Source organism: Nocardiopsis baichengensis YIM 90130, from assembly GCF_000341205.1.
Taxonomy (GTDB): domain Bacteria; phylum Actinomycetota; class Actinomycetes; order Streptosporangiales; family Streptosporangiaceae; genus Nocardiopsis_A; species Nocardiopsis_A halophila.
The window spans coordinates 69286-86698 of record NZ_ANAS01000022.1 but is presented as its reverse complement, the minus strand read 5'-3'; the positions used below and the strand labels follow the sequence as shown (position 1 = coordinate 86698).

The following is a 17413-nucleotide window of genomic DNA, read 5'->3' as shown; positions in this document are numbered from 1 at the left end:
GGCAGGCGCCCTACGCGCCGGGCTTGAGGGGCACCCGCCGCAGGAGCTGGGCGTTGAGGGCCACCACGATGGTCGACAGGCTCATCAGCACCGCCCCCACCGCCGGGGGGAGCACGAACCCGACCGGGGCGAGCACGCCCGCCGCCAGCGGGACCGCCACGACGTTGTACCCGGCGGCCCAGGCCAGGTTCTGCACCATCTTGCGGTAGCCCGCCTCGGACAGGGTGCGCACCGAGAGCACCCCGCGCGGGTCGTCGGAGGCCAGCACCACCCCGGCCGACTCGATCGCCACGTCCGTCCCGGCCCCGATGGCCAGGCCCACGTCGGCGCGGGCCAGGGCCGGGGCGTCGTTCACCCCGTCGCCGACCACGGCCACGGTGCTCCCGCGGCCCTGCAGCTCCTGCACCACCGCGTCCTTGTCCTCGGGGCGGACCTCGGCCCAGACCTCGTCCACGCCCAGCCGGGAGGCGACCGCGTCGGCGACGTTGCGCGCGTCCCCGGTCACCATGGCCACCCGCACCCCGCGCCCGTGCAGGTCGCGGACGGCCTGCTCGGACTCCGGGCGGACCTCGTCGGCCAGGGCCAGCGCCCCGGCGACCTCCCCGTCGGTGATCACGTACAGCACCGTGGCGCCCTGCGCCCGCCAGTCGGCGGTGCGCTCCGCCAGCGCCGGGGGCTCCTCCAGCCCCTGCTCGGCCGGCATGGACGGCCCGCCGACCGAGACCCGGGCGCCCTCGACGCGCGCGTGCACGCCGCGCCCGGTCTCGGAGCGGAAGTCCTCGGCGCCGGGCACCGGCCCGCGTTCGGCGGCGGCCCGCACGATCGCCTTGGCCAGCGGGTGCTCGGAGTCGGCCTCGGCGGCCCCGGCCAGGGCCAGCACCCCGTCCTCGGTGCGCCCGGGCACCGCCGCGGTGTCCGCGACCGCGGGGCTGCCCTTGGTCAGGGTGCCGGTCTTGTCGAACAGCACCGTGTCCACCCGCCGCATCCGCTCCAGTGCCAGCCGGTCCTTGACCAGGATCCCGGCCCGGGCCGACTTGGCCGTGGAGATGGCGGTCACCAGCGGGATGGCCAGTCCCAGCGCGTGCGGGCAGGCGATGACCAGCACCGTCACGGTCCGGGTGACCGCGTCGGAGGGGCTGCCCAGCGCGGCCCAGACGGCGGCGGTGAGGACCCCGGCGGCCAGGGCGAACCAGAACAGCAGCGCGGCCGCGCGGTCGGCCAGCGCCTGGGCCCGCGAGCGCGACTGCTGGGCCTGGGCGACCAGGCGCCGGATCCCGGCCAGTGCGGTGTCCTCGCCGACCGCCTCCACCCGCACCCGGACGGAGGAGTCGGTGGCGACGGTGCCGGCGACCACGGTGTCGCCCGGCCCGCGGCGGACGGTGCGCGACTCGCCGGTGATCATCGACTCGTCCATGGCGGCGCCGCCCTCGGAGACCGCGCCGTCGGCCGGGACCCGCCCGCCCGGGCGCACCAGCACGGTGTCGCCGGAGCGCAGGTCGGCGATGGGCACCTCCTCGGCGGCGCCGTCGCCGCCGATCCGCTCGGCGGTGTCCGGCAGCAGCTCGGCCAGGGCCTCCAGGGCACCCGAGGCCTGTCCCAGCGCCCGCATCTCCAGCCAGTGGCCCAGCAGCATGATGACCACCAGCAGGACCAGCTCCCACCAGAAGTCCAGCTCCCGGCCGGCGACGCCCAGCGAGGAGAGCAGGCTGGCGGCGAAGGCGACGGTGATCGCCATCGCGACCAGGGTCATCATGCCCGGCCGCGGAGGGCGCAGCTCCGCGACGGCGCCGCTGAGGAAGGGCCACCCGCCGTAGAGGAAGACCGCCGTGCCCAGGAGCGGGGGGACCCACACCAGCGCGCCGGGGACGGTGTAGCCCAGCCACCCGGCGACCATGGGGCTGGTCGCCACCACCGGCAGGGCCAGGACCAGGCTGAGCCAGAACCGGCTGCGGAAGGCGGCGGCGTGGTCATCGTGCCCGCCGTGTCCACCGTGCCCCCCGTGTCCGCCGTGGCCCTGCCGGCCGCCTCCGTGGTCCTCGTGGTCGGCCTCCATGTGATCCGCCTCCCTGCTCGGATGTGGGATCGGCGGTGCCGCCGACCTCCTTCCTTTATACCCCTAGGGGGTATGAACGCGTCAAGGGTGCGGTGCGGCGTGTCCGGACACCGGGCCCGGCGCCCCGGAGGGCAGGGGTATAGACCACCGGTGCCCGTGGGTAGGTCTCCCCGCGGCGCCGGAGGCACCGGGGGCGGCCGGGAGAACCCCACGGCGCCGGCACGGGGGCGACGGCGAACCCCTGAGCACGAGGCGGACCGATCCCTAAGGTGGACCCATGAGCAACGTCACAGCGCAGTTGGTCGACGACCGGCAGCGAGAGCGCCTGCTGCGCAGGTTCGGCGGCGGCGCGTCCGCCTGGCTGGAGGAGCTTCCCGACCTGGTGGCGTCGCTCGCCCGCGCCTGGGACCTGAAGGTCGCCGGCCCCGCCCCGCACGGCCGCACCTCGGTGGTGCTGCACTGCACCCGCTCCGACGGTTCGGCGGCGATCCTCAAGGTCTCGCCCGACGCCGGCATGGGCACCTCGGAGGCGCGCGTCCTGCGGCTGTGGGAGGGCACCCGCCGGGTGCCGCGGGTGTGGGCCGTGGACGAGGCCCGCGGGGCCATCCTGCTGGAGGCCATCGGCGAGGGCCGCACGGTCGCCATGGGCAAGGAGGTCCCGTCCATGCGCGAGATCGGGGGGCTGATCGCCGACCTGCACGCGGTCCCCGTCTCCCGGCGCGAGCGCATGGAGCTCAACCCCCTGGTCAACCGCATGCAGTTCGTCTTCGACCTGTGGGAGCGCCAGCGCGCCGAGGGGCCCGCGGCCGACCTGGTGCCCGCCCCCCTGCTGCACCACGGCCACGCCTGGGCGCGCGCCCTGGCGCACGGCGCGGGCGAGGAGGACAGCGTCCCCCTCCACGGCGACCTGCACCCCGGCAACGTCCTGGACGGCGGGCCCGAGCGCGGCCTGGTCGCCGTCGACCCCCGGGCCTGCCTGGGCGACCCCGCCGCCGACGGCATCGACTGGGTCCTGTGGCGGACCCGGAGCCGCGACGAGGCCCGCACGCGGGCCGCGACCCTGGCCGAGGCCATGGGGGTGTCCCAGGAACGGCTGCTGGAGTGGTGCCGCGCGCTCGCGCCGGTCTACGCCGCCGCCCTGGCCGACCGGGGCCGCGCCGGCGGCGCGCAGTTCGCCTTCCTCATGGAGCTGGCCGACGGGGGTGCGTGAGGCGCGCGGGGCCCTGGCCACGAACGGACCGCCCGTTTACTTTTCCGTCGCGCGTGGGCTTTCGTTCAAGCCGAGTGAAGCCCGGCGACGCGCGGGTGCGGAAACGTCCCATGCCCGTGCACCACCTGCGGACATAAGGAGACCCATGCCGCGCACCCCCAGATGGATCGCCCTGGCCGCCACCGCCGCCACCGCGGGCGCGATGCTCGCCTCCCTGCAGGCCCCCGCCGCCGCCGCCGAGCCGGCCGAGCGCCCGGACCCGGCGGCCGCGGGGGAGTCCCTCCTCGACGAGCCCTGGGTGATCGCCCACCGCGGCGCCTCCGCCTACCGCCCCGAGCACACCCTGTCCGCCTACCGGCTGGCCTACCGGATGGGCGCCGACGTGGTGGAGCCGGACCTGGTGCCCACCAAGGACGGCCGCCTCGTGGTGCGCCACGAGAACGAGCTCAGCGGCACCACCGACGTGGCCGACCGCCCCGAGTTCGCCGACCGGCGCACCACCAAGACCATCGACGGGCGCTCGGTCACGGGCTGGTTCTCCGAGGACTTCACGCTCAAGGAGATCAGGACGCTGCGCGCGAAGGAGCGCGTGCCCGGCATCCGCCCCGACAACACCCGCTTCGACGGCGCCTTCCGCATCCCCACCTGGGAGCAGGTCGTCCTCCAGTGGAGGATCATGACCAAGCACCCCCGCTACCGGGACGTCATGCTGATCCCCGAGCTCAAGCACGGGGCCTACTTCGACTCCATCGGCCTGGACACCGAGAGGGCCCTGGCCGATTCGCTGGAGAGGCACGGGCTCGACGGCGAGGACGCCCCGGTCATCGTGCAGTCCTTCGAGCCGGACAGCGCGCGCGAGGTGGACGGCCTGGTCGACACCCCCGTGGTGCAGCTCATCGGCTCCGGGCAGCAGGAGCTGACCACCCCCGGGGCGCTCGACGGGATCGCCGAGTACGCCGAGGCCATCGGCCCCGACCTGCGCTGGGTGCTGCCCATCGGGGACGACGGCCGGGCCGCCGAGCCCACCGCGCTGGTGGACGACGCCCACGAGCGCGGCCTGCTGGTCACCCCCTACACCCTGCGCAGCGAGAACGGCTTCCTGCCCGAGGGGTACCGCACCGGCGGCGGCCCCACCGCCTACGGCGACCACCGAACCTACTACGTGGAGGTGCTGCGCACCGGCGTGGACGGGGTGTTCTCCGACAACCCCGACCACCTGCGCCAGGCGCGCGAGGAGTACCTGGACGAGCGCGCCTGAGGCGCGCCCGCCCCGCGGCTCAGCCGCTCTTCTCGAACCGGTAGCCCATCCCCGCCTCGGTGATCAGGTGGCGGGGGTGGGCCGGGTCCGGCTCCAGCTTGCGGCGCAGCTGCGCCATGTAGACCCGCAGGTAGTTGGTCTCGCTCTGGTAGGCCGGGCCCCACACCTCCTGCAGCAGCCGGCGCTGGCTCACCAGTCGTCCGGCGCTGCGGGCCAGGATCTCCAGGATGTGCCACTCGGTGGGGGTGAGCCGCACCTCCCGGCCGTCCCGGCTCACCCGCTTGGCCCCCAGGTCCACGGTGAAGGCGTCGGCGGCCACCACCGGGGCCTCCTCCACCGGGGCCGAGCGCCGCTGGGCGGCGCGGATCCGGGCCAGCAGCTCGTCCATGCCGAAGGGCTTGGTCACGTAGTCGTCGGCCCCCTGGTCCAGCGAGCGCACCTTCTCGCTGGCCGAGTGGCGCGCCGAGAGCACGATGATGGGCACCTGGGTCCAGCCGCGCAGCCCCTCGATCACCTCGCCGCCCTCCATGTCGGGCAGGCCCAGGTCGAGCAGGACCACGTCCGGGGGGTTCTTCGCCGCCGCGTGCAGGGCCGAGGCCCCGTCGAAGGCGGTGTCCACGTCGTAGCCCCGGGCGCGCAGGTTGATCCGCATGGCCCGGATGATCTGGGCGTCGTCGTCGACGACGAGAATCCGCATCAGGCGTCCTCGGTTTCCGGTTCGGGCCCCGCGCCCGGCCGGGCCGCGGAGCGCAGGGTGAAGACCATGGTCAGCCCGCCGCCGGGGGTGTCCTCGGCGGCCAGCCCGCCGTCCATGGCCTCGGCGAACCCGCGGGCCACGGCCAGGCCCAGGCCGATTCCGGTCCCGCGGGGGGCGTCCCCCAGGCGCTGGAAGGCCTCGAAGATGCGCTCCTTGTACTCGTCGTCCACGCCCGGACCGTGGTCCACGATCCGCAGCTCCACCGCCCCCTCGTGGGCGCTGGCGGCCACCCGCACCGGCGGCCCGCCGGCGGGGGAGTGGCGCACCGCGTTCTGCAGCACGTTGGCCACCGCCCGCTCCAGCAGCCCGGCGTCGACCCGCACCCGCGGCAGCGCGTCGGGCACGTCCACCTCCACCTCCGCCGGGGGGACGCCGATGAGCGCGGCCGGGACCACCTCCTCCAGCCCCACCTCGCGGATCTTGGGGGTGACCGACTCGGTCTGCAGCCGGCTCATGTCCAGCAGGTTGCCGACCAGGCCGTTGAGCCGGTCGGTGGACTCCTCGATGTTCTCCAGCAGTTCGCCGCGGTCCGCCTCGTCCAGGTGGATCTCGGGCGAGCGCAGGCTGGAGACGCTGGCCTTGATGGAGGTCAGCGGGGTGCGCAGGTCGTGGGAGACCGCGGCCAGCAGCGCGGTGCGGATCTTGTTCCCGGCGGCCTGGCGCCGCGCCAGCGCGGCGTCCCGGGCCAGCCGCTGGCGCTCCAGGGCGATGCCGATGTGGCTGGCGAACGCGCTGAGGATCTGCCGGTCGGAGGCGGGCAGCACGCGGCCGCGCAGGGCCAGCGCCAGGGAGTCGCTGACCGAGACCAGGGCGTCGGCCTCGTCCGGGGTGGCGCAGGGGGCGTCGCCGTGGCTCTCCACCAGCGACCAGGACCCGTCGTCCTGCTGTTCCAGCAGCGCCACCGAGCGCTGCGTGAACGTCTCGCGGATCCGGATCAGCAGCGCGCGCAGCGGATTCTCCGAGGCCAGCACGCTCCCCGCCAGCAGGGAGATGGTGGAGGCCTCCGAGCGCGCGCGGGCGGCCGCGAGCGAGTGGCGCTTGGACAGGTCGACCACGAACGCCACGAGCACCCCCACGAAGACGAACACCCCCAGCGCGATGGTGTTGTCGGCGTCGGTGATGGTCGCCCGGTAGAGCGGCGGGGGGAACAGCAGGTTCAGCAGGACGCTGCCCCACACCGCGGAGACGATCGACGGCCACAGGCCGCCGACCATGGCCACCCCGACGGTGGCGGTGAGGAACACCAGCAGGTCGGTGGTGAGCCCCAGGGCGTTGAAGGGCGGCAGGTGCAGGAGCCCTGCCAGCAGCGGCGGCAGCAGCGCCGCCATCGCCCAGCCCCAGGCGGCGCGGGCGCGGCCGATCGCCCCGCGCAGGGGCGGGGGCAGCCCCCGGCCGCTGCCCACCTCCTCGTGGGTGACGATGTGCACGTCGATGTCGCCGGACTCGCGGGCCACGGTGGCGCCCACGCCGGGACCGAACACGTACTGCCAGGAGCGGCGGCGGGAGGAGCCCAGCACGATCTGGGTGGCGTTCACCCCGCGGGCGAACTCCAGCAGCGCGGTGGGCACGTCGTCGCCGATCACCTGGTGGTAGGTGCCGCCGAGCTCGGCCAGCAGCCGCTTCTGGCGGACCAGCGACTCGGTGGCCACCCGCGCCAGGCCGTCCCCGGCCGCCACGTGCACCGCCATCAGGTGGCTGGGCTGGGGGTGGCCGCCGCGCAGCCGGGCCGAGATGCGCGCCGCCCGGCGGATGAGGGTCTCGCCCTCGGGGCCGCCGGTCAGGGCGACCACGATCCGCTCGCGGGCCTCCCAGGTGTGCCGGATCTTGTGCTCGCCCCGGTAGCGGGCCAGGCCCTCGTCGACCCGGTCGGCCACCCACAGCAGGGCCAGCTCGCGCAGGGCGGTCAGGTTGCCCTCGCGGAAGTAGTTGGACAGCGCGGCGTCGACCTTCTCCGCCGGGTAGATGTTCCCGTGCGACATGCGGCGCCGCAGCGCGAAGGGCGACATGTCGCACAGCTCGATCTGGTCGGCGCGGCGCACGATCTCGTCGGGGATGGTCTCGCCCTGCCGGGTGCCGGTGATCTGCTTGATGACGTCGTTCAGCGACTCCAGGTGCTGGATGTTCACCGTGGAGACGACGTCGACGCCGGCGTTGAGCAGCTCCTCGACGTCCTGCCAGCGCTTGGCGTTGCGGCTGCCCGGGACGTTGGTGTGCGCGAGCTCGTCGACCAGGGCCACCTTCGGGGCGCGGCGCAGCGCGGCGTCGACGTCGAACTCCTCGAACTCCGTCCCGCGGTGCGCGATCCGGCGGCGCGGCAGCACCTCCAGACCCTCGGTGAGTTCGGCCGTGCGGCCGCGGCCGTGCGTCTCGACGAAGCCGATGACCACGTCCGTGCCGCGGGCGGCGCGCCTGCGGGTCTCGCTCAGCGCGGCATAGGTCTTGCCCACCCCGGGCGCCGCCCCGAGGTAGATGCGCAGCCGTCCTCGTGTCACACCATCCATTGTGGGTGATTTCGCCTGGTCTTCCACTGCTCTTCCGTGATCGGCCCGTCCGGCGGGCGGGTGGCCCCTCGGTGGGCGGGAACCCGCCCGAAACGCCATTGAAGGGGGTGACGGGGAGGAAGCGGAGATTCTTAACGCACCCCTGACGGGCGGTGTGCCGGTCGTCACGTGCCGGGGGCGACCCCGCCGGTGTGTACGGTGGATCGCGCCCGCCCAGTCGGGCGTTTCCTCCCCCTCCCCCGAGAACCCCCTGAGGAGTCCCCACGATGGCCGCCGGTCCCCCCTACCCCCCGTCCGGTCCCCAGGACCCTGGTCAGCACGGCTCCGGTCAGCACGGCCCCGGTCCGCACGGCGGCCCGCCGTTCCCCGGTACGCCCGGAGGTCCGGCGTTCCCCGGTGGCCCCGGTGCCCCCGGCGGGCCGACGCCCCCGCCCGCAGGGCCTCCGCCCGGCGGCACGCCCCCTGGCCGGATGCCTCCCGGAGGGATGCCGCCAGGAGGGGCCGGGCAGCCCCCGAACCGCAAGGGGCTGCTCATCGGGCTGGCCGCGGGCGGCGCCGCGCTGGTGCTGGTCGCCGTCGTGACGGTCGTCATCCTGACCACCCGGACCGGCCCGGCCTACGCGGGCCTGCCCGGCTGCGACGACCTCCTGCCCGAGGACGCGCTGGCCCGCATCGGCGACCTGGAGGGCACGGAGGTCGACGAGAGCCCCGGCGGCCCCGAGAGCGGTGACGACGACGTCGTCCAGGCGCTGGGCTGCACCGGCGCGGGCGGCGGGGACGAACCCGCCTTCGGCATGTGGGCCGAGCTCTTCGACCCGGCCACGCGCGACGACGACTACCGCAAGCCGGCCCGCTTCTTCGAGGACCAGGTGGAGGACCTCGACGACCAGCTGGAGGACCAGGAGGACGGCGGCTCGGGCTCCTCGGGCTCCTCGGGCTCCTCGGAGTCCGAGGATGAGCACAGCCGGGAGATCCTGGGCACCGAACCGATCTCCGTCGGCGACGAGCAGCGGGCCTTCGTGCTGAAGGACTCCTTCCTCGGCGAGGACTGGGAGTTCGGGACGGCGGTCTTCCGCACGTCCAACGTCATCGTCGGGGTGACCTACTACGGCGACGACGAAGAGGCCGAGGAGAAGGCCCGCCTCGCCGTGGAGCTGGCCGAGCAGGTCGACTCCGCGCTGAGGAGCGAGGCCGAGACCGCCTAAGCGCGCACCGGGTCGAGCCGCCCGAACAGCGCGGTCGCGTCGTCGTGGCGTTTGCCGGGGGAGGGCGGGGCGCCCTCCTCCTCGCCGCGCACCCACGTGATCAGCGCTTCGGGCCCCTCGTCCTCGGCGCACTTCCACACCCGGTCCCAGCCGTGGCCGAACCGCTCGGCCAGCCGCGTGCACCCGTCGGTGAGCAGGGCGAACCGCCGGTCCTCGCCGCCGTCCGGCGCGGCGCGGAAGGCGTGCACCCCGGTCAGCGCCTCGCGGGCGGCGTCGGGCCGGGAGCCGGCCACCCAGAACCCGCCCGGGGCGTTGCGCAGCGACCGCACCAGCCCCGGCGGGTAGGGGCGGCCCCCGGGCAGCCGGTCGAGGCGGTCGTCGGTGAGCACCCGCGGCGGGCCGCCCGGCACCGGGAGCAGCACCGCGGAGTCGGCCAGCACCAGGTACTCCAGCCCGCCGGGGACCGCGCGCACCGCCGCGACCGTGCTCGACGGGGCGTCCGGGTGGTCGGGGTCGCAGCCCGGCCCGTGCGCGGCCCGGGTGCGCACGGTGGCCTCCTCCAGCGCTCCGGCCAGCACCGCCCCCGGGGCGCTCCGGGCCGCCGGGGCGCCCAGCAGCGCCGCCAGCTCGGCGGCCAGCCGCCGCACCGTCCAGCGCACCCCGTGCCGGCAGGCGTCGGCGGCCCCCGGCGGGGCGGTCGCGCCGTCCAGCACGAACGCCCAGCCGGCCCCCGCCGCGGCCACGTCCTCGTTGTGCGCGCCCGCCCCGGGGCGCGAGGCCCATGCGATGTCCACGCGGGCACTGTACGCGCCCGCCGGAGCTCAGACCTGGCGCAGCCCGAAGCCGGTGAAGGAGACCAGGTCGGGCATGGTGAAGTCGCCGGGGACCTGCGAGGGCAGCGTGGGCCGCCACCCCGGCTCGACCGCGAGGTAGGAGGCGGGGTCGGCGGCCATCAGGCCCAGCACCACCTCGGCGACGATCCGCCCGCCGACCGGCCCCAGGTGGCGGCCGCGGCACTGCACCTCGGCCTCGCGCAGCACGTAGAACCACAGCGGCGCCGGGCCCGGCCGGGGCAGGTCCAGCTCCTCGTCGGTGAGCGGGTCGGCGCCCATCGCCCGGGCCACCCCCTGGCCCGAGGGCAGGCCCAGGCGCGCCCCGCGAGTCAGGTTGCGCTCGGCCAGCGAGGCCATCACCGGCGCCACCTCCGGGGGCAGCTCCAGCAGCGGGGGCGCCAGCAGCGGGTCGATCGCCCGCGAGGGGGTGATCCGCTCGGCGTCCTTGCCGCTGATCGGGAAGAACCGGTCCCATTCCACCTGCCACTGGTCCGGCAGCGGGCGGAACCCGCCCAGGTGCGCCAGCGGGTCGGTCTCGGAGACGGGCGTGGGCACGAAGGTGGGCAGCGGCGGGACGGTGGTGTTGAACTTGTAGCCGGCCCGAACCAGGGAGTGGCCGAAGCGGTAGGCGGCCACCGAGAACTCCACCGGCATGAACGGGTTGCGCTTCCAGCCGAAGAAGCGCAGGCGCGGCTGCTCCACCGGGCGGCCGCCCCGGATCAGCGGCTCGCGGACCAGGACGTCGGCCAGCGTCCGCTCGCCGACGATCCGGCGCAGGAAGTCGTGCACCACCATCCACTGGTAGTGCCAGCGGACGGTGCGCTGGGCCAGGGCGAAGTCGTCCTCGCCGGGGCGCCGCTCCAGGCCCGGCAGATCCTCCAGCAGCTCCAGCACCCGGTTGTGGAACAGGGCCATGGTGAGGTGCACCTGGCCGACCAGGATGTTCTCGTCGTTGCGCGGGTCGCCCAGCAGCGCGGTGCCCTGCGCCGAGCGGGGCAGGTCGAGCAGGTCGCCGCGGCGGTCCACGGCCAGCCGGCCCGAGCCCCCCGCCTCGTACAGGTAGGGCTGGTCGGCCGGGCCGCGGCCGTAGAGGCCGTCCAGGTCGAAGCGGGGGGTGCGGAAGTTGGTCAGGGCGTCCGGGTCGTCCCGGCGCTCCTGGATCCCGGAGGTGTCCAGGGTCAGGTCGTGGTCGACGAACTGGCCCAGGTAGGTGTAGCCGGCCGGGATGTCGGGGTTGTCGCGGGCCCGGTCCGGCGGCTGCGGGTCGGCCATCACCGCCGCGATCTCGGCGATCTCGTCCGGGCCGGGCACGAACGGCGGCAGCCGGCGGAACATCCGCCCGAAGCGCCCCTCGTGGGTGCGGGACTCGGGGACATAGCCGAGCCCGCGCGGGACGTACCCGTGGGTGCGGGTGGGCGACTCCGGCTGCGGGAGGACGTCCCCGGCCCCGGTGACCTCCACCGGCAGCTGTTCGGGCACGGTCGGCACGGTGGTGCTTCGGCTCTCCATTGCGGCCCCTGCTTCCTCCCGGCACGGCGCCGTGCCGGGGACGGGAGTGGCGGCGGTGGGGGGAGCGGCGGCCTCGCGCCGCCCGCCTCTGGTACCCGTGACACTCACCGCGCGGGCGCCCCCTGGCAATACGGATGGCCGTTCCCGGCACCGCCGTGACCGCACCCGGTCAAGAGCCCAGGTCAGTCGGCCCTGGGCGGAACGAGCTTGCCGGGGTTCAGGATGCCCTCGGGGTCCAGGCGCTCCTTGACGGCGCGCAGCACCTCGGCCCCCAGGGGGCCGATCTCGGACTCCATCCACGGCAGGTGGTCGGTGCCCACGGCGTGGTGGTGGCTGATGGTCCCGCCGTTGGCCGCGATCGCGTCGCCGGCCGCGCGCTTGGCCCGCTCCCACCGCGCCGGCGGGTCGTCCCCGGCGGCGGTGACCACGGTGAAGTACAGCGAGGCGCCCTCGGGATAGGTGTGCGAGATGTGGCAGAGCACCACCGCGTCGCCCTCCCGGCCCTTGAGGGCCTCGGAGACCGCCTCCGACGTCGCGCGGTAGAGCGGCAGGAGGCCGGCCCACGTGGCGGCGGTCTCCAGGGTCTCGGCGAGGACGCCCGCCGAGAGCAGGGTGTCGCGCAGGTAGGGGGCGTGGAAGCGGGAGTCGCGCCAGTCGGCGACCGGCCCGGAGCCCAGCGGGGTCCCGCCCGCCTCGCCCAGGAGGCGCGCGCACGCGGCGCGGCGGGCCTCCACGTCCTCGGCGTCCCCGTCGAACCCGATCACCGCCAGGCAGCCGGGGGCGGCCTCCTTGCCGGACAGGGCGGCGTTGACGAAGGTCTCGGTCTCGTCGGACAGGCGGGCCGTGGTCGGGCGCAGCGGGGACCGGGCCAGCGCGCGCAGGGCGGCGGCGCCCTCGGCGAAGCCGGGGAAGGCCCACGCCTCGTCGTGGCGGGCGGCGGGCACCGGGCGCACCCGCACCGTCACCTCGGTGATCACCCCGAAGGCGCCCTCGGAGCCGAGCAGCAGCTGGCGCAGGTCGGGTCCGGCCGCCGAGGCGGGGGCGCGCCCGAGCTCCAGGGTGCCGCGCGGGGTGGCGGCCTTGAGGGCCAGCACCATGGCGTCGAACCGGCCGTAGCCGGAGGAGGCCTGGCCGCTGGAGCGGGTCGCCGCGTAGCCGCCGATGGTGGCGTACTCATAGCTCTGCGGCAGGTGGCCCAGCGTGTACCCGTGCGCCGCCAGCAGCTCCTCGGCCTCCGGGGTGCGCAGGCCCGCCTGGAGGACGGCGGTCCCCGACTCGGCGTCGATGCGCACCAGCCGGTCCATCCCGCGCAGGTCCAGGGCGACGACGGCGGAGAACGGCCCGCGCAGCGGGTCGACGCCGCCCACCACGCTGGTCCCGCCGCCGAACGGCACCACCGCGACCCGGTGCCCGGCGCAGGCGGCCAGCACCGCCTCCACCTCCTCGTGCGAGCCGGGCAGCACCACCGCGTCCGGCGCCCGCACGCCGCGCCCGGCGCGCATCCGCAGCAGGTCGGGGGTGGACTTGCCGGCGGCGTGCCGCAGCCGCGCGGCGCGGTCGGAGCGCACCCGGGAGCCGTCCCCGCCGAGTGCGGCGGCGAGGGCGTCCCGGGCGGGGCCGGGCAGCTCCGGCTCGGGCAGGCGCACCTCCTCCTCGGGCACCGGCGGCAGGTCGTGCAGCTCGGCGCCGAGGGTCCGGGCGATCAGCTCGCGCACGTGCGGGGCGAGGGGCGCGGCGCGGTCCTCCTCGCCCCAGGCGTACCAGGACATCGCGCCGGTGCGGGCGGTGGGTCGCTGCATGCTCATGGCGTACAGTTTTACATATGACGTCAAGACGTAACGTTGAGGACGAGGTCCTGGACGCCGCCCGCGCCTGCGTCGAGGCCTTCGGCATCCGCCGCACCACCCTGACCGACGTGGCCCGCAGGGCGGGGGTGAGCCGCCCGACCGTCTACCGGCGCTGGCCGGACGTCACCGCCCTCGTGGCCGACCTGCTCACCCGCGAGCTGCTGGCGCTGCTCGACCGGGCCGGCGAACAGGGCGGGGGCACCGCCCGGGAGCGCCTCACCGCCCAGGCCGACGGGCTGATGCGCCGGGCCCTGCGGCACCCGCTGTTCACCCGGATCATCGACCACGAGCCCGAGACCATGGCCGTCTACGCCTTCCAGCGCCTGGGCACCAGCCAGTTCGCCGCCCTGGACCTGCTGCGCACCGGCATCGAGGACGGGCAGGCCGACGGGTCGATCCGCGGGGGCGACCCCGAGGCCCTCGCGCGGGTCGTGCTGCTGTCGGTGCAGGGACTGATGACCTCGCGCCGCCTCACCGAGGACGTGCTGGACGAGGACGCGCTGGTCGCCGAGGCGCGCCGGCTCCTCGACGGCTACCTGGCGCCGGAGGGGGACCGATGAGCGGGGCGGACCGGCCGCGGGTGGACCCGGCGACGGCACTCGACGCGGCGCGGCGCCGGGCGGACCTCGACGCCCTGGCCTCCGGCGGCGAGCCGGACCTCCTGGTGGTCGGCGCGGGCGTGACCGGTGCGGGGACGGCGCTCGACGCCGCCGCACGGGGGCTGAGGGTCGCCCTCGTCGACCGGGGCGACCTGGCGCACGGCACCAGCAGGTGGAGCTCCAAGCTCGTGCACGGCGGGCTGCGCTACCTCGCCAAGGGGCAGATCGGTGTGGCGGTCGAGAGCGCGCGCGAACGCGGCGTGCTCATGGAGACCACCGCACCCCACCTGGTGCGGGCACTGCCGATGGTGATCCCCCTGCACGAGGGCGTGGACACCGCGCACGCGGCCGCCGCCCGCGCCGGGATGGCCGTCGGGGACGTGCTCCGCGCGGCGGCCGGGACCGACCGCCGCGCGCTGCCGCGCTCGCGCAGGCTCACCGTCGAGCAGACCCTGCGGCTGCTCCCCGGGGTCCGCCGCGAAGGGCTGCGCGGAGGGCTGCTCTCCTTCGACGGGCAGCTCACCGACGACGCGCGGCTGGTCGTGGCCCTGGCGCGGACCGCCGCCGGCCTCGGGGCCGGGGTCGTCACCCGCTGCGCGGCCGAACGGCTGGGCGGCGACGGCGCGGTCCTGCGCGACCTGCGGACGGGGCGCAGGATCGAGGTCGCGGCGCGCGCGGTGGTCAACGCCACGGGCGTCTACGCGGGCGAGCTCGTCCCCCAGGTGCGGCTGCGGCCGAGCCGGGGCACGCACGCGGTCCTGCGCGCGGAGTCCGTGGGGCGGCCCAAGGCGGCGCTGATGGTGCCGGTGCCGGGGACGGCCAACCGGTTCGTGTTCGCGCTGCCGCAGCCGGACGGGCGGGTGTTCGCGGGTCTGACCGACGAGCCGGTGGACGGACCGCTCCCGGAGGTGCCGCAGGCCCCGGAGGGCGACGTCGACTTCCTGCTGGAGGTGCTCAACCGGGCGCTGGGGACGGCGCTCGGGCGGGCGGACGTGGCCGGAGCCTACGCGGGGCTGCGGCCGCTGCTGGAGGGCCGGGGCGGCACCAGCGCGGACCTGTCCCGGAGCCATGCGGTGATCCGGTCGGCCGAGGGCGTGCTCACGGTCGTCGGGGGCAAGCTGACGACCTACCGGAGGATGGCCGAGGAGGCGGTGGACGCGGCCGTCGGGGCGGCGGGGCTGGCGGCGGGGGCGTGCAGGACGCGCGCGCTGCCGCTGGTCGGCGCGGCGCCGCGGGCCGTGCTCGATGCGGTGGACGCCCCCAGGAGGATGATCGCCCGCTACGGCACCGAGGCCCCCGCGGTCGTGGCGGCGGCCGGCGGCGACCCGGAGATGCTGCGCCCCGTCGCGGCGGGGGTGACCCCGGCGGAGATGCGCTTCGCCGTCGAGGCGGAGGGGGCGCTGGACGCGGAGGACGTCCTGGACCGCCGCACCCGGCTGGGCCTGGTGGCCGAGGACCGCGAGGCGGCCCGCCCGGCGGCCGAGGCGGCGGTGGCACGGGCCGGGGAGGCGGACCCCCACCGGTAGCGCCGGCGGAGGGCCCCGTGCGTCCCGTGCGTCCCGTGCGCTCGCATGATCCCCGGTGGGTCGGCATTCCTGTCCGGAACAGGTCACCCCTAGGGCTTTCGCCCTATTGACTCCCTTCCGGTGGCTCCGTAGGACGGGTGAGGACCGGAGGGAACGCGGGAGGGGAGCCGATCATGCAGCCGGTGGTGGACACCGTCACCGGGCGGGTACGGGGCGCCTTCGACGGCGGGTCCGACGGCGGGGTCGCGGTCTTCCGCGGGATCCCCTACGCCGCGCCCCCGGTGGGGGAGCTGCGGTTCCGGCCCCCGCGCCACCCCGCCCCCTGGGACGACGTCCGGGACGCCGCCGCCCCCGGCGGCGGCCCCCTCGTCCTCGACGTGTGGACGCCCGACCCGGGGGCGGGCGGACTGCCCGTCATGGTGTGGATCCCCGGCCCCGGCCTCCGGGACGGCGCCGGCCCCGACCCGGTCTGTGCGGCCGCGGCGCTGGCCCGGGAGGGCGTCGTCGCCGTCTCCCTCACCTACCGGACCGGCGCCGAGGGCTTCGCGCTGCTCGACGGCGGCACCCCCAACGCCGGGCTGCTCGACCAGGTCCAGGCCCTGGAGTGGGTGCGCGACAACATCGACCGGTTCGGCGGCGACCCCGGCAAGGTCACGGTCTTCGGCCACGCCGGCGGCGCCATGAGCGCGGTCGCCCTCATGACCGCACCGCGCGCCCGCGGACTGTTCCGCCGGGTGATCGCCCAGTCCGGCGCCGGGCACCACGCCCTGCGGGCCGAGGACGCGCGCCGCGTCGCCGACCGGCTGGCCCGCCGTGCAGGGGCGCGGTCCGCCTCCGCCGCCGCGCTGTCCCGGGTGCCGCCCGACCTGCTGGCACGGGCCGCGTCCGCGATCGCCGCCGAGTTCGAGGGCCGCCCCGACCCGCGGGTGTGGGGCGAGCGGCTGTCCCACCCGGCGGCCCTGCCGTTCGCGCCGGTCGTCGACGGCGAACTGCTCGCCCGCCGCCCCGTCGACGGGCTGCGCGCGGGCGAGGGCGCCGAGGTGGACCTGCTCATCGGCACCGCCGCCGAGGAGTACCGGCGCTTCCTGGTGCCCGCCGGGGCGCACCGCGCCGCCGGGGAGCGGGAGCTGGGCGAGACCGTCTCCCGCCTGGGGCTGGAGGCCAAGGCCGCCGGGGTCTACGCCGCCGAGCACCCCGGCTGCGCGGGCGACGCGCTCGCCGCGCTGCTCGGCGACGCGTTCTACCGCATCCCGGCCTACCGGGTGCTCGAGGCCCGGTCCCGGGTGGGCGTGCGCGCCTTCGGCTACGAGTTCGCCTGGCGCTCGCCCCGCTTCGGCGGCGAGCTGGGCGCCTGCCACGGCGTCGAGCTGCCGTTCCTGTTCGGCACCCTCTCCCGCGCCGAAGGACTGGTCGGCGCCGGTCCGCCGGAGCGGCTCTCCGGCGAGGTGCGCTCGGCCTGGGTGCGCTTCGCCCGCACCGGCGACCCGGGGTGGACGCCGTGGAACCCGGTGGGCCGGCCGGTGTGGAGGTTCGCCGACCCGTACTCGTCGCTGGTGGAGGACCCCGGGGCGGAGACCCGGCGGCTCTGGGACGCGGTCCCGGCCACGCGCTAGACGGGGGCGCCCGCGCGCCGCCGGGCGTCCTCGATGGCCTCGATCGCGGCGCTGCGGGCCTGCCAGCCGCGCACCTCCGAGCTCTTGCCCGGCTCCAGCAGCTTGTAGATCTCGAAGAAGTGGGTGATCTCCCGGCGCTGGAACTCGGGCAGGTCCTTCAGGTCGCGCACGTGCTCCAGGCGCGGGTCCTCGGCCGGCATGCACAGCACCTTGGCGTCGGGCCCCTTCTCGTCGCGCATCCAGAACACGGCCACCGGCCGCACCCGCACCACGCAGCCGGGGAACGACGGCTGCTCCAGCGGCACCATCGCGTCCAGCGGGTCGCCGTCCTCGGCCAGCGTCCCCGGGAAGTAGCCGTAGTCGGCCGGGTACTGGGTCGAGGTGAACAGCGTCCGGTCCAAGCGGATCCGGCCCGACCCGTGGTCCATCTCGTACTTGTTCCGCGACCCCTGCGGGATCTCCACGACCATGTCCAGGTGCATGCGCGCTCCTTCCGGCCCGG

13 protein-coding genes are annotated in these 17413 nt (G+C 76.1%); 6 read left to right on the top strand and 7 right to left on the bottom strand.

What is annotated here, in order from left to right:
• Positions 1-10 precede the first annotated feature (10 nt).
• On the bottom strand, positions 11-2053 hold the full coding sequence (locus C892_RS0118505) for a heavy metal translocating P-type ATPase (protein WP_017558383.1): 2043 nt from the start codon (positions 2051-2053) through the stop codon (positions 11-13).
• Positions 2054-2330: 277 nt separating this feature from the next.
• Between C892_RS0118505 and C892_RS0118500 the strand changes: the two genes are divergently transcribed.
• Together C892_RS0118500 and C892_RS0118495 are read left to right on the top strand one after the other, a co-directional pair.
• Positions 2331-3263, top strand: coding sequence for an aminoglycoside phosphotransferase family protein (locus C892_RS0118500; protein ID WP_017558382.1), 933 nt, complete (start codon positions 2331-2333; stop codon positions 3261-3263).
• 145 nt (positions 3264-3408) lie between these two features.
• Positions 3409-4521 carry a glycerophosphodiester phosphodiesterase family protein gene (locus tag C892_RS0118495; protein WP_017558381.1) on the top strand — a complete coding sequence of 371 codons (1113 nt, stop codon included), beginning with the start codon at positions 3409-3411 and terminating at the stop codon, positions 4519-4521.
• Positions 4522-4540: 19 nt separating this feature from the next.
• On the opposite strand, the gene C892_RS0118490 is transcribed toward C892_RS0118495, so the two are convergent.
• Entirely contained in the window at positions 4541-5218 is a 678-nt protein-coding gene (locus C892_RS0118490) for a response regulator (RefSeq protein WP_017558380.1), read from the bottom strand.
• Complete coding sequence (locus C892_RS0118485) at positions 5218-7779, bottom strand: ATP-binding protein (protein WP_152513425.1); 2562 nt, start codon at positions 7777-7779, stop codon at positions 5218-5220. Before C892_RS0118485 ends, C892_RS0118490 begins: the two co-directional genes overlap by 1 nt.
• Positions 7780-8249: 470 nt before the next feature.
• Here C892_RS0118485 and C892_RS0118480 point away from each other — a divergent pair, with 470 nt between their 5' ends.
• The gene (locus C892_RS0118480; protein ID WP_239647434.1) at positions 8250-8984 is read left to right on the top strand and encodes a hypothetical protein; all 735 of its coding nucleotides are present in this window, start codon (positions 8250-8252) and stop codon (positions 8982-8984) included.
• On the opposite strand, the gene C892_RS0118475 is transcribed toward C892_RS0118480, so the two are convergent.
• The 3 genes from C892_RS0118475 to C892_RS0118465 all read right to left on the bottom strand — a co-directional run bounded on the left by C892_RS0118475 (position 8981) and on the right by C892_RS0118465 (position 13131).
• Entirely contained in the window at positions 8981-9778 is a 798-nt protein-coding gene (locus C892_RS0118475) for a protein phosphatase 2C domain-containing protein (protein ID WP_017558377.1), read from the bottom strand. The genes C892_RS0118480 and C892_RS0118475 overlap by 4 nt on opposite strands.
• A 27-nt stretch (positions 9779-9805) precedes the next feature.
• Positions 9806-11326, bottom strand: a complete 1521-nt coding sequence (locus tag C892_RS0118470; RefSeq protein ID WP_017558376.1) for a peroxidase family protein — start codon at positions 11324-11326, stop codon at positions 9806-9808.
• Between the two features lie 182 nt (positions 11327-11508).
• Complete coding sequence (locus tag C892_RS0118465) at positions 11509-13131, bottom strand: FAD-binding oxidoreductase (protein ID WP_017558375.1); 1623 nt, start codon at positions 13129-13131, stop codon at positions 11509-11511.
• Between the two features lie 17 nt (positions 13132-13148).
• Between C892_RS0118465 and C892_RS0118460 the strand changes: the two genes are divergently transcribed.
• The 3 genes from C892_RS0118460 to C892_RS0118450 all read left to right on the top strand — a co-directional run bounded on the left by C892_RS0118460 (position 13149) and on the right by C892_RS0118450 (position 16911).
• Positions 13149-13733 (top strand): TetR/AcrR family transcriptional regulator, encoded by a 585-nt coding sequence (locus C892_RS0118460; protein WP_017558374.1) that lies wholly within the window; start codon positions 13149-13151, stop codon positions 13731-13733.
• Positions 13730-15298: a glycerol-3-phosphate dehydrogenase/oxidase gene (locus tag C892_RS0118455; RefSeq protein ID WP_017558373.1), complete on the top strand. Its 1569-nt coding sequence runs from the start codon at positions 13730-13732 to the stop codon at positions 15296-15298. The genes C892_RS0118460 and C892_RS0118455 overlap by 4 nt, the downstream gene beginning before the upstream one ends.
• A 173-nt stretch (positions 15299-15471) precedes the next feature.
• Positions 15472-16911, top strand: a complete 1440-nt coding sequence (locus C892_RS0118450) for a carboxylesterase/lipase family protein (protein WP_017558372.1) — start codon at positions 15472-15474, stop codon at positions 16909-16911.
• Here C892_RS0118450 and C892_RS0118445 read toward each other — a convergent pair.
• Positions 16908-17393 (bottom strand): inorganic diphosphatase, encoded by a 486-nt coding sequence (locus C892_RS0118445; RefSeq protein ID WP_017538364.1) that lies wholly within the window; start codon positions 17391-17393, stop codon positions 16908-16910. The two genes, C892_RS0118450 and C892_RS0118445, sit on opposite strands and share 4 nt — an antisense overlap.
• Positions 17394-17413 lie beyond the last annotated feature (20 nt).

Bases quoted from the DNA above. Each gene is read 5' to 3' on its own strand.
- C892_RS0118465 (WP_017558375.1), bottom strand. From the start codon at position 13,131: ATGAGCATGCAGCGACCCACCGCCCGCACCGGCGCGATGTCCTGGTAC.
- C892_RS0118485 (WP_152513425.1), bottom strand. From the start codon at position 7,779: ATGGATGGTGTGACACGAGGACGGCTGCGCATCTACCTCGGGGCGGCG.
- C892_RS0118495 (WP_017558381.1), top strand. From the start codon at position 3,409: ATGCCGCGCACCCCCAGATGGATCGCCCTGGCCGCCACCGCCGCCACC.
- C892_RS0118500 (WP_017558382.1), top strand. From the start codon at position 2,331: ATGAGCAACGTCACAGCGCAGTTGGTCGACGACCGGCAGCGAGAGCGC.
- C892_RS0118460 (WP_017558374.1), top strand. From the start codon at position 13,149: ATGACGTCAAGACGTAACGTTGAGGACGAGGTCCTGGACGCCGCCCGC.
- C892_RS0118480 (WP_239647434.1), top strand. From the start codon at position 8,250: ATGCCTCCCGGAGGGATGCCGCCAGGAGGGGCCGGGCAGCCCCCGAAC.
- C892_RS0118490 (WP_017558380.1), bottom strand. From the start codon at position 5,218: ATGCGGATTCTCGTCGTCGACGACGACGCCCAGATCATCCGGGCCATG.
- C892_RS0118445 (WP_017538364.1), bottom strand. From the start codon at position 17,393: ATGCACCTGGACATGGTCGTGGAGATCCCGCAGGGGTCGCGGAACAAG.
- C892_RS0118505 (WP_017558383.1), bottom strand. From the start codon at position 2,053: ATGGAGGCCGACCACGAGGACCACGGAGGCGGCCGGCAGGGCCACGGC.
- C892_RS0118470 (WP_017558376.1), bottom strand. From the start codon at position 11,326: ATGGAGAGCCGAAGCACCACCGTGCCGACCGTGCCCGAACAGCTGCCG.
- C892_RS0118450 (WP_017558372.1), top strand. From the start codon at position 15,472: ATGCAGCCGGTGGTGGACACCGTCACCGGGCGGGTACGGGGCGCCTTC.
- C892_RS0118455 (WP_017558373.1), top strand. From the start codon at position 13,730: ATGAGCGGGGCGGACCGGCCGCGGGTGGACCCGGCGACGGCACTCGAC.